Origin of the sequence: Suilimivivens sp., from assembly GCF_037359455.1 — a bacterium.
Taxonomy (GTDB): Bacteria; Bacillota; Clostridia; order Lachnospirales; family Lachnospiraceae; genus Suilimivivens; species Suilimivivens aceti.
On sequence record NZ_JAXXXI010000032.1, the window covers coordinates 22,060 to 33,059 of the forward strand.

General features: G+C 43.6%; 10 protein-coding genes, 1 tRNA gene and 1 pseudogene. 9 read left to right on the forward strand and 3 right to left on the reverse strand.

Translation table 11 applies throughout. The features are described from left to right. Nucleotides 1-76: 76 nt before the first annotated feature. The 8 genes from WJQ40_RS04590 to WJQ40_RS04625 all read left to right on the forward strand — a co-directional run bounded on the left by WJQ40_RS04590 (nucleotide 77) and on the right by WJQ40_RS04625 (nucleotide 7,239). A complete protein-coding gene (locus WJQ40_RS04590; RefSeq protein ID WP_337538151.1) occupies nucleotides 77-1,180 on the forward strand; it encodes a GTP-binding protein in 1,104 nt (367 codons plus the stop codon). Nucleotides 1,181-1,200: 20 nt separating this feature from the next. Beyond that, entirely contained in the window at nucleotides 1,201-2,130 is a 930-nt protein-coding gene (locus WJQ40_RS04595; protein ID WP_337538154.1) for a GTP-binding protein, read from the forward strand. A 23-nt stretch (nucleotides 2,131-2,153) separates the two neighbouring features. Further along, nucleotides 2,154-3,068 carry a hypothetical protein gene (locus WJQ40_RS04600; protein ID WP_337405002.1) on the forward strand — a complete coding sequence of 305 codons (915 nt, stop codon included), beginning with the start codon at nucleotides 2,154-2,156 and terminating at the stop codon, nucleotides 3,066-3,068. A gap of 103 nt (nucleotides 3,069-3,171) precedes the next feature. Then, nucleotides 3,172-3,256, forward strand: a tRNA-Leu gene (locus WJQ40_RS04605). A 393-nt stretch (nucleotides 3,257-3,649) separates the two neighbouring features. Next, nucleotides 3,650-4,288 carry an HAD family hydrolase gene (locus tag WJQ40_RS04610; RefSeq protein ID WP_337538156.1) on the forward strand — a complete coding sequence of 213 codons (639 nt, stop codon included), beginning with the start codon at nucleotides 3,650-3,652 and terminating at the stop codon, nucleotides 4,286-4,288. Nucleotides 4,289-4,351: 63 nt separating this feature from the next. Next, nucleotides 4,352-5,083 (forward strand): hypothetical protein, encoded by a 732-nt coding sequence (locus WJQ40_RS04615; RefSeq protein ID WP_337538157.1) that lies wholly within the window; start codon nucleotides 4,352-4,354, stop codon nucleotides 5,081-5,083. 372 nt (nucleotides 5,084-5,455) lie between these two features. Continuing rightward, on the forward strand, nucleotides 5,456-6,367 hold the full coding sequence (locus tag WJQ40_RS04620; RefSeq protein WP_337538158.1) for a LysR family transcriptional regulator: 912 nt from the start codon (nucleotides 5,456-5,458) through the stop codon (nucleotides 6,365-6,367). Nucleotides 6,368-6,468: 101 nt separating this feature from the next. Continuing rightward, a complete protein-coding gene (locus WJQ40_RS04625) occupies nucleotides 6,469-7,239 on the forward strand; it encodes an aldolase/citrate lyase family protein (RefSeq protein WP_337405009.1) in 771 nt (256 codons plus the stop codon). An 87-nt stretch (nucleotides 7,240-7,326) separates the two neighbouring features. Here the strand turns inward: WJQ40_RS04625 and WJQ40_RS04630 are convergent, their stop codons facing one another. The 3 genes and pseudogenes from WJQ40_RS04630 to WJQ40_RS04640 all read right to left on the reverse strand — a co-directional run. Beyond that, entirely contained in the window at nucleotides 7,327-8,424 is a 1,098-nt protein-coding gene (locus WJQ40_RS04630) for a histidinol-phosphate transaminase (protein WP_337538159.1), read from the reverse strand. A 93-nt stretch (nucleotides 8,425-8,517) separates the two neighbouring features. Next, nucleotides 8,518-8,832 (reverse strand): Crp/Fnr family transcriptional regulator, encoded by a 315-nt coding sequence (locus tag WJQ40_RS04635; protein ID WP_337538163.1) that lies wholly within the window; start codon nucleotides 8,830-8,832, stop codon nucleotides 8,518-8,520. A 33-nt stretch (nucleotides 8,833-8,865) separates the two neighbouring features. After that, nucleotides 8,866-9,105 (reverse strand): annotated as a pseudogene (locus WJQ40_RS04640) (cyclic nucleotide-binding domain-containing protein); the annotation flags it as partial. A gap of 347 nt (nucleotides 9,106-9,452) precedes the next feature. Here WJQ40_RS04640 and WJQ40_RS04645 point away from each other — a divergent pair. Next, nucleotides 9,453-10,937 (forward strand): Na+/H+ antiporter NhaC family protein, encoded by a 1,485-nt coding sequence (locus WJQ40_RS04645; protein ID WP_262573620.1) that lies wholly within the window; start codon nucleotides 9,453-9,455, stop codon nucleotides 10,935-10,937. Nucleotides 10,938-11,000: the final 63 nt, after the last annotated feature.

Sequence of the window (11,000 nt, forward strand, 5' to 3'; positions counted from 1 at the left end):
GTTTGACTTTGGAGAAGCTTCTTATTATAATCAATTTGTGCCATTTAAGATAAATGCACAGAAAGAAGGAATTATCATGACGAAAATTGATATTGTATCCGGATTCCTGGGTGCAGGAAAAACTACATTAATAAAGAAGCTTTTAAAAGAAGCCCTTGCTGATACAAAAACAGTTCTGATCGAGAACGAATTTGGTGAGATCGGAATTGACGGCGGGTTTCTGAAGGAATCCGGTATTGAGATCAAGGAAATGAATTCAGGATGTATCTGTTGTTCCCTCGTAGGTGATTTTGGAACATCCCTGAAGGAGGTGCTGAAGACCTATGCACCGGAGCGTATTCTGATCGAGCCTTCAGGTGTTGGCAAGCTTTCTGATGTTATGAGGGCAGTACAGAATGTCATTGATGAAAAGGATGTTGTACTGAACAGTGCAGTAGCTGTTGTAGATGCCTCCAAGTGCAAGATGTACATCAAAAACTTCGGAGAGTTTTTCATTAACCAGATCGCACATGCAGGAACCATTATCCTGAGCCGTACCGGCAATATTTCAGAAGAGAAGCTGAATACCTGTATTGCTCTGATACGTGAGCATAATGACAAGGCAACGATCGTGACAACTCCCTGGGACGAGCTGGATGGAAAGGATATTCTGGATACCATCGAGGGAGCTAAGGATCTGGAAGCAGAATTATTAAAGGAGATCATGGAGCAGCATGAGCATGATGAGGAGGAAGAGCATCATCACCATCATGACCACGATCATGATCACGAGCATCACCACGACCATGATGAGGATCATGACCATGAGCATCACCATGATCACGATCACGAGCATCATCATGAACATGATGAGAACTGTACCTGCGGCTGCCACGATCATGACCATCATCACCATCACCATGCGGATGAAGTATTTACAAGCTTTGGCATGGAAACAGCAGCAACCTATACAAAGGAAGATATTGAAGAGATTCTGAAGGCACTGGGTGATGAAGAAACCTATGGCATCGTACTGAGAGCCAAGGGTATGGTTGCAGATAAAGAAGGCGGCTGGATTTACTTTGACTATGTTCCGGAAGAGAGCAATGTCCGTGCAGGCAAGCCTGATGTGACCGGCAAGTTCTGTGTGATCGGCTCCAAGCTGAAGGAAGATGCTTTAAAGAAGCTGTTTGAGAGATAAACCGGAAGAGAGGAAATACTATGAAGCCCGTATATATTATCAATGGATTTCTGGAAAGCGGAAAGACAGAATTTATATGCTATACACTGGGACAGCCTTATTTCCGGATCAAGGGAAGCACCCTTCTGATCGTCTGTGAGGAAGGAGAGAATGAATACAGTCAGGAGCTTCTGTCAAAAACAAAGACGGTTATGGAAGTGATCGAGGATGAGGAGGATTTCAATCCTTCCCATCTTCAGGAGATGGAAAAGAAATACAAGCCGGAAAGGATCATCATTGAGTACAACGGTATGTGGAACTTCAAGAATATGAAGCTTCCCTGGTACTTTACCGTAGAGCAGCAGATCACGATTATTGATGCATCCACCTTCCCAATGTACTATACTAATATGAAATCCCTGCTTGCAGAAATGCTCCGGAAATCCGAGATGATCATTTTTAACCGTTGTGACGGTATTGAGGATCTAAGCTCCTATAAGAGAAATGTAAAGGCAATCAATCAGCAGGCAGATATCATCTTTGAGGATGCCAATGGGGAAGTCAATCAGATTTTTGAAGATGATCTGCCCTACAAACTGGATGCACCGATCATTGAGCTGGATAATGAAGGTTACGGTATCTGGTATCTGGATTCCCTTGATAATCTGGATCGTTATATTGGAAAGACTATTCAGTTTGTGGGCATGGTAGTAAGGCCAAAGGATTTTCCCAAAGGATACTTTATCCCGGGAAGAATGGCGATGACCTGCTGTGCAGAGGATATGGCATTTCTTGGCTTTGCCTGCAAATATGACAAGGCAGATACCCTGACAGAAAAGCAGTGGGTCAAGGTGACAGCCAGAGTAGAGAAGGAATATTTCTCCGATTATGAGGGAGAAGGACCGGTGCTGCATGCCATCAGCGTAGAGCAGACAAGGCAGCCTAAGGAGCCGGTGATCAGCTTTACCTGAGAAAATGAGAGGGAGACAAGGATATGTACCATTATACTGCCATACAGTGGTTATTTTTCTTCTATTTTTACTGTTTCTTTGGATGGGTTTTTGAATCAACCTATGTTTCCATCAAAAGCAGGCATTTGGTGAACAGAGGTTTTATGAGAGGCCCTTTCCTTCCTATTTATGGAAGCGGTGCGATCATGATGCTTGTAGTTTCCATGCCGTTTCAGGATAACCTTATCCTGACTTATCTGGCTGGCTGCGTGGGAGCAACGCTTCTTGAACTGGTGACAGGCATGACAATGGAGGCACTTTTTAAAGTCAGATACTGGGACTACTCTAACCAGAAGTTTAATTATAAGGGACATATCTGTCTTTCCTCGACCATAGCGTGGGGATTCCTGACGATCTTTATGACGCAGTTCCTGCATAAGGGAGTAGAAAAGCTTGTGTTATCCATTCCCTATAATATACTGACGATCCTGACGGTAGTGCTGTCGGTTTATATTGTGGCTGATTTCACACTTTCCTTCAAGGCTGCTATGGATCTGAGAGATGTCCTGATCGGACTGGATAAGGCAAGAGCTGAAATGGAGAAGATCCAGAAGCGTCTGGATGTGCTGATCGCAGTGGCAAATGATGAGAGAGAAACCAGAAAGCTGGAGAGAGAAGAACGCGCTGATGAGTGGATGGAGAATCTGGAGGAGAGGTTTTCAAAGGTCAGGGAACATCTTACCACAAATCCTGGAGCCTTTATGGACAATGTGAAGGATGAGCTTGCAGAGCTTCGCAGTAAGTATCTGGTTGAAAAGGAGCATCGTCTGCAGTTTGACCGCCTGAAGGATTTCTATCAGAGAAGCCTCATCAAGGGAAATCCTGGTATGTATTCCAGAAAATTTAATGAGGCTCTGGAAGAATTGAAGAAGGCTGTGAATGAAAGAAAGAACAAGTAAGATTTTGGAATAAATAAAACTTTTCAAAAAAATAAAAAAATTTTAAAAAGCTATTGACGAAACCCGCAGAGGATGATATTATACCATTTGTGACGTGAGTCAAGCGGAAGTGTCGGAACTGGCAGACGAGCAAGACTAAGGATCTTGTGAGCATTGCGCTCGTGTGGGTTCAAGTCCCATCTTCCGCATAAGAAAACCTCAGTATTTACTGGGGTTTTTCTTTTTTGTGGTGTGTTTCATGTTGCATTAAGGAAGTATACAAAGCCAATGATCCCCTGGGACTTTATGGATATAACTGCGCGTATAATCATTATGTATGATTCGAAGGTGCATCCCTACGGAGGTTAGAGCAAAGATAAAGGGCAAGACTGCAGAATATAAAGAGTTCTGCAATGCCTGTGGAGTACCGGCAGCTACAAGCAGGCTCAGATATGAATGCGGCACATCTGACCTTAAGAAGCAATCTGTTACAATGAATATAGCGGAAGATAAAAGAAATCTTTAAGTATAGTGGCTCAGTTACATGATAAGGAAATTAACGCGAAATATTATTTTTCTGATTATGGAGATAAGGTGACAACATGAAATATAAGCATATTGTTTTTGATATTGACGGTACTCTGATTGATACGGAGTATGCTGTGTTACATTCTTTACAGGAAACTATAAAGGGATTGTCCGGGAGAGAGATGCCATGCTCTGAACTAAGATTTGCGTTAGGGATTACAGGGACAGACGCTTTGAAAAAACTTGAGATAAAAGACATTTCCTATGCGTTAGAATTATGGGATAAAAATATGCATAACTATACAAATACTATTAAAGTATTTGACGGAATCAGTGAATTATTGAAAAATCTTCTAAGCCTGGATTATGAAATGGGGATTGTCACATCAAAGACAAGGGAAGAATTTATACATGATTTTTGTCCGTTTGGTATCAGTCATTATTTCAAAACGATCATATGTGCAGACGATACACAGGAACATAAACTCAGTGCCGCACCAATTTTGAAATATGTGGAATTATCAAAAACAGATCATAGTAAAGTGCTTTATATCGGAGACAGCAAATATGACAGTAAATGTGCGGAAAATGCGGGAATTGATTTCGCTTTGGCAGTATGGGGCAGCCATAATAAGCACATAAAAGCAGATTATTTTTTGGAAAGACCTGCCGACCTGTTATCTGCTATCACTTCAGAGAAATTGTATTGGTAATGAAAGACCGGACGAAAATGAATTCAGTGTTTTCAAGGTATAGCAGACAGGAGAGGAGAAATCATGGGAAACGAAGCAGGACAGTGGATCATGTACGGTGTGGACTGGGATGATCCGGAGTGTATCCATACAGTGGAAGAAGCAGCTATATATATTAATGAAGTCGGATTTCTGCCGCTGTTTAAAAATGAGATTCCGGGTTTTTCCCTTGAGGAGAGAACTGTGCCGGAATACTGGTGGTGCGATGATCCGGAAAGAGATCCATGGATGTGGAGAGCCATCATTGCCAGAAAGCATGATATCGTCTATGGCAAGTTTTTTGATAAAAAGGCAGGCTTTATTTCCAGACAGTGGCTGCCTGTATTTGCCAACTACCGCAGGGATGGTTATGACTTTGATGCTCTTTATGAGGATGGGAAAGCTCCAAATAAGCACAAGAAGATCATGGATAATTTTATGGAAGACAAGGAAGATGCCGAGATCTTTTCCAGCGTCCTGAAGAAGCAGGCAGGCTTTGGAAAGGACGGGGAGAAGGGCTTTGATGGAGCGATCGCTTCCCTTATGATGCAGATGTATCTCTGCAACTGTGATTTCAGAAAGCGTGTGAATAAAAAGGGAATGGCATATGGCTGGGACGTGGCGGTATATTCATCTATAGAGCATATTTTTGGATATGACTACGTGACATCCTGCTACCGGGAGGATCCACAGGAATCCTGGAACCGGATCGTGAACCATATACATGAGATATATCCCATTGCGACGGATCAGCAGATCAGGAAAGTACTGAAATAGGATTTATGAAGTTATAAAAGGAGCCTCTGGCATTTTGTGGATCATTCACAAGGTCAGCGGCTCCTTTTATTATGTACTATATTCATTTGGGAGATAGTGTGCATCGGTTAGATTCTTTCAGCGAAGCTCTTATAATACTCAGAACAAAACTCATTAATTTTCTCAATAATCTTTTTCATAGTTTCCACCATACCCTTTCTGTGACAAGTGAATAACTGCTTTTCAAGTTTCCTTATGGGAATCAGGCCTGACTTCCTTTTGATGATTATAATGTAACATATTGCTTTTATAATGTGAAATACATATAATAAATATATTATAATACTTAAAAGGTATTGCAAAATCCGGAGGACAGATGAAGAGGGAACAGATATGGAGTTAAGACACATCAGATATTTTAAGGCGGTAGCAGAAGAAAAGAACTTTACGAAAGCGGCAGAGAAGCTGGCGATTGCACAGCCGCCCTTGAGCCGGCAGATCCAGGATCTGGAGGCTGAGCTGGGAACACCCCTTTTTATCAGGTCGCCGCATAAGGTTACGCTGACAGAGGAGGGCGAGCTGTTTCTGCAGTATGCTTCCCAGATTCTGGATCTGGTGAACCGGTCTGAGGAAGAATTGAAGGAGATGAAGGAGGGACTGCAGGGAACCCTTTATATTGCTTCCGTGGAAGGCTGTGGACCGAGGCTCTTTGCAGAATGGATCGCCACCTTCCAGAAGAAGCACCCACATGTACAGTATAATCTCTGGAATGGGAATACGGATGATGTGAACAGCCGGGTAGCGAAGGGACTTTGTGAGATCGCCATGATCACAGCTCCTTACAATACGGAAGAATTTCATGTGCTTCCCGTATATGAGGAACCGTGGGTGGCAGTGATCCCGAAGGGGCACCTGCTGTACTCAGAGGAAAATGCGCCCGTAAAGCCGAAAGAGCTTCTGCCCTATGATCTGCTGATTCCTTCCAGAGAGTCCAGAAAAGGGGAAATTGACAAATGGTTTGAGAAGACGGGACAGATGCCGGTGATCCGTGGACGGGTAGCCCATATGATGAATGCCTATGAGCTGAGTCTGCATGGAGTTGGGATCTCCATTTATCCTGCATCCATCTCTGCACTGATCCAGGACAGGGATGTGTGCGTGCGGCAGGTGGATCATCCGGATGCACATGCCTCCTATGCTCTTATATGGAAGAGAAACCATACCTTGTCACATGTGGCAGAGGAATTCATCCAGTCGGTACAGGAGATATTGCTGCTTACAAGGGGGATCACAGAACTGAAATAAATCTGATTTTGTAAAGCCCTTAACAGGCAGGAGGGATGCCTGTGAGTATAATAAGGGACAAGAAAAAGATTGTCAGTTTGACAATGGAGAGGAGTTCATCTATGAAATTAATATCAGACAGACTGAAAAACGGTGAAAAGCCCATAGGAACCTTTTTGAATCTGGGATCCCAGACGGCGGCAGAGTGTGTGGCGATCGCAGGAATGGATTACTTTATCGTAGATCTGGAGCACAGTCCCTTTGGCCTTGCAGAGGCAGCGGATTGTATCAGAATGGCGAAGCTGAAGGGGATTTCTCCCCTTGTCAGAATACCGGAGATCAGCAGAGCCAATATTTTAAAGCACCTGGATGTGGGAGCAGAGGGTATCATCATTCCCGGTCTAAAGACCAGGGAGGAAGCAGAAAAAATTGTGGAATATGGCAAGTATACACCACTGGGAAGCAGAGGCTTCTGTCCTACCAGAGTCTGCGAGTTTGGATATGGAGATGCCTTTGCAAACGGTATTCTGGAATATACCAGAAAGACCAATGAAGAGACAATGCTGATCCCTCAGTGTGAGACGCTGGAATGCCTGGCAGACATTGAAAACATTGTATCAGTAGAAGGAATCAGTGGTATTTTTATCGGACCCTTTGATCTTTCCCTTGCCATGGGAATCCCGGCACAGTTTGACAGACCAGAATTCAAGGAAGCTATTACGAAAGTGCTTACGGTATGCCATGAAAAGAATAAGCCGGTATTTATCTTTGCACCGAATAAGGAAACAGCAAGGCTCCGACTGGAGCAGGGCTTTGACAGTGTGACCGTGAATGGTGATCTGAATGTCATGACAGAAGCTTATATGGAGATCGTAAAGAGCATCCGGGCATAAAAGAGTATAAAACAGAGACAGAAAATCAGGGCTTCCAAAGTGTGATCCACTTCAGAAGCCCTGATTTATTTTTCCTGCAGGGAGCACTTATGCTTTTTCCTGATACTCCTTTAAGATCTGCTTCATGGCAGCAGCTGCAGTCTGGCATTGCTGCATGGTTCCGATGGAAATACGGGCCTGTGCGAAGTCACCACGGATGTGGATACCAAAGCTCATCAGTTCAGCCGCAAATTCACGGGGTGGGATAGAAGGCTTAAAGAAGATGAAGTTGGAGGAAGAAGGCCATACACGAAAGCCCATGTTCTCCATTTCCTTTGTCAGGTATTCCCGGCATTTTCTGTTGTTTTCAATAGTCATCTTAATAAAGCCCTGATCATCAAGGGCAGCTTCTGCGCCAAGAAGACCGACTCTGTTGCAGCAGAATCCGGTAGCTGTGATACCAAGATAGCCGATGATCTCAGGATTGGAAAGGATATAACCGATTCTGGCACCTGCCATACCATAGATCTTGGAGAAGGTACGGATCACGATCAGGTTTCTGTCATCTGCGATCTGGGAGATCATGCTCTTATAGGAAGGATCCTCGATAAAATCAAAATAGGCTTCATCTACAACGAGAACCACATGGGAAGGAAGGGAATTCATGAAGTCGATCAGATCGGTATCCTTGCAGATGGTTCCTGTGGGGTTATTGGGGTTACAGAGGAAAATAACTCTGGTTTTGTCTGTGATCGCATCGGAGATAGCCTTGAAATCAGGAACATAATCATCACCCATGGGGATATCCACCAGTGTGCCACGGTTCTTTTTGATAATGTTGTAGTAGTTGGGATAGGTAGGGGAAGTAACGATCGCTTCTACACCCTCACGGATCAGGATTTCACCGATAAAGCCAAGAGCGGAGGTAGCACCCTGGGTAACCAGTACATTTTCAGGCTTCAGTCCATGCAGGGCAGCTAACTTCTTACAGAGGCTTGCGGCTTTGATATCAGGATACCGGTTAGAGATATCAACCTGTTTTTTCATCTCGGCTGCAGCCAGAGGTGAGATACCAAAGGGGTTTTCATTCTTGTTCATTTCATAAATTTCGGTAATTCCAGGACGGAGACTTTTTACCGGCTCTCCAAGACCGAAGTTATAAGGCGGTGCCTGTCTGACAAAATCACTGACCAAATCTTTAATCATAATGTTTTCCTCCTTGTGTCTTTTGATGTTAACGTATTTATAGCACAGAGGAAAAAGAAAAAATGTTAACTGCTTTACAAACAGAAAAATCCGTCACAGGTCATCCAGTACACAGCGGTAAATGGCTTCGATGTCCTTTACATAGTAATAGCCTTCCTTCTTTTTCAGAATGCCCTGCTTGACCATCTGGGAAAGAATATTGGAAACGGACACTCTGGAAAGACCGATCAGTTCGCCGATTTCCTGATGGGTAAAGGTGATGTTGATCAGCCGCCCTTCCTTATAGGGAGTGGAATATTGGTTGACAAGATGATAAAGGGCATAGCCAACCCTTGCCCTGGAGCTGCCAAAGGTGATCAGCCTGATCTGTGAGATCAGGGTGCGGACAGTTTTGGTGAGCATGGTCATGACATACTGACAGAAATGGATGTCTGTATTCAGAAGATCTGTGAAATGGCTCTTTGGGATCAGCTTGACGATGATGGTGTCGGAAACACCAATCGCATAGCAGCAGTTTGGCATGCAGTCAAGAGCGGAAAGCTTGCCAAAGATAAAACCCTTATCGGCAATGAAAATATCCTTGGCATCACCATTTGGATTGTCAATGGAAAGACATACCCGTCCCTCACAGAGAAGATACACATAATCAGAGTTTTCCTCCTGGCTGTAAAAAATGTGTCCCTTCTTATAGGTATGGGCAGGATAAGATGAAAAAACTGTTTATCATAATCGGTGTTTTCAGAAAGCCAGGGAGAAGCCTGCAAAAGCTGAGGCTGTTCTTCCTGCCCGGAGGCTGGTGTCTGTATCATAAGTAAGATCTCCTGTTATTTTTATATTGGAATTATAACATGGTTTTGTGACAGCTTTATGATAAAAAGAAAAAATATTTTGAGATGTAAAGTACTTTACATTTTTTGGGAAAGAAATCCTGTATTGTAATGATCAGAGAAAAACAAAGGCGTTTATCTTCAAAGGATAAGCGTCTTTTTTGCGTCGCAAAGAAAGCTAAATGAAGGGAGCAAATAATTATGGAAAAAAAAGAAAAACACACACTTGAATTTTATGGAACAAATTATCTGTCTTTAGCACCATTGATTGCATTTGTATTTTTCTGTATCTTATTCTTTGTCATATATAAGGATTTTGAGATGGAAGCGATCTGCATGGGAGGCTTTGTTTCCCTGATTGTGGGAAGCCTTCTGGCGAAGAAAAAGGGTGATTACTGGAATGCAGTTGTAAAGGGCATGTCTTCTGAAATGATGAACACACTGGCACTGATCCTTCTGGTAGTCGGAATATTTGGCAAGATGATGACAAGAGCCGGGGTTGCAGAAGGCTTTGTATGGATCGGTGAGCAGATGGGGCTGAAGGGCGGCGCTTTCGTAGCATTTTCTTTCATTGCAACCTGCCTGCTTTCTACTTCTACAGGTACATCCATAGGAACATTGTTTACGGGATTTCCTATTTTATATCCCTCAGGTATTCTGCTTGGAGCTAATCCGGTGATGCTGGCAGGCGCTATCTTAAGTGGTGCGATCTTCGGTGATAATGTGGCACCGATTTCTGATACTACGATCGCTTCTGCTTCTTCACAGGCATACACCCGAAAAAAGGGCTGTGCAGATATTGGCGGTGTTGTTGCTTCCCGTATGAAATATGCACTGGTTGCAGGTGCGTTGGCAGTTGTCTGCTTTGCACTTTTTGGAGGAAGCGGAAGCACCAGTGAGCAGGCAGCAGAGCTGCTCAGTCAGTACAGCGATCCGAAAGGTCTGATCATGCTGATCCCTGTTGTGATCCTTCTGACAATTGCAGTGAAGACACAGAACATTTTCGTAGCATCTACCTGGGGCATCATCTCAGGAAGCATCATTGGTATTATTTCCGGAACATTGGTTCCCGGGGATGTGATCAGTATGCAGGACGGCGCTCTTTCAGGCTTCTGTATTGATGGTATCAAGAACATGCTGGGAACAGTTGGTTATCTGTATGCAGTAGCAGGGGTGATCGGTGTCCTGAATGAAAGCGGCACCATGGAAAAGATCATTGAGAAGCTGGTAAACAGTAAGCTGAACAAAACAGTTGTCGGTTCTGAAATTATCATGGGAATTGGCATCATGCTGACATCTATCTGCCTTGGTTCTGCCAATGGCCCGGCTATTATCATGTTTGGCCCTATCGCTGATGAGATTGGAAAGTCCAAGGGACTTCATCCATACAGAAGAGCAAATCTGTTGGATGGTTTTGCAAGTACGCTGCCGGTTATTATTCCGGTAACAAGCTCCTTTATCTTTATTGCAGTATCATGTGTGGAAAGCGCAGCGGCAGAATATGATTTTATTTCTGTGATCAGTCCTGTATCCATTGCAATATCTACACTGCATTGTATTTTCCTGTTTGTAGTATTCTGCGTGGCAGTCTTTACCGGCTGGGGCAGAAGATACGAAGGACCGGATGGCAGGCCTGTGAAAAAGGAAGCTGCTGCCATAGAAGAAAATTATGTACATGAATCATAAAAAGAGACCGGGTGATATATGCTCTAAGTGACTTCTTAATCATGATTTTGTCATGGTTAGTGA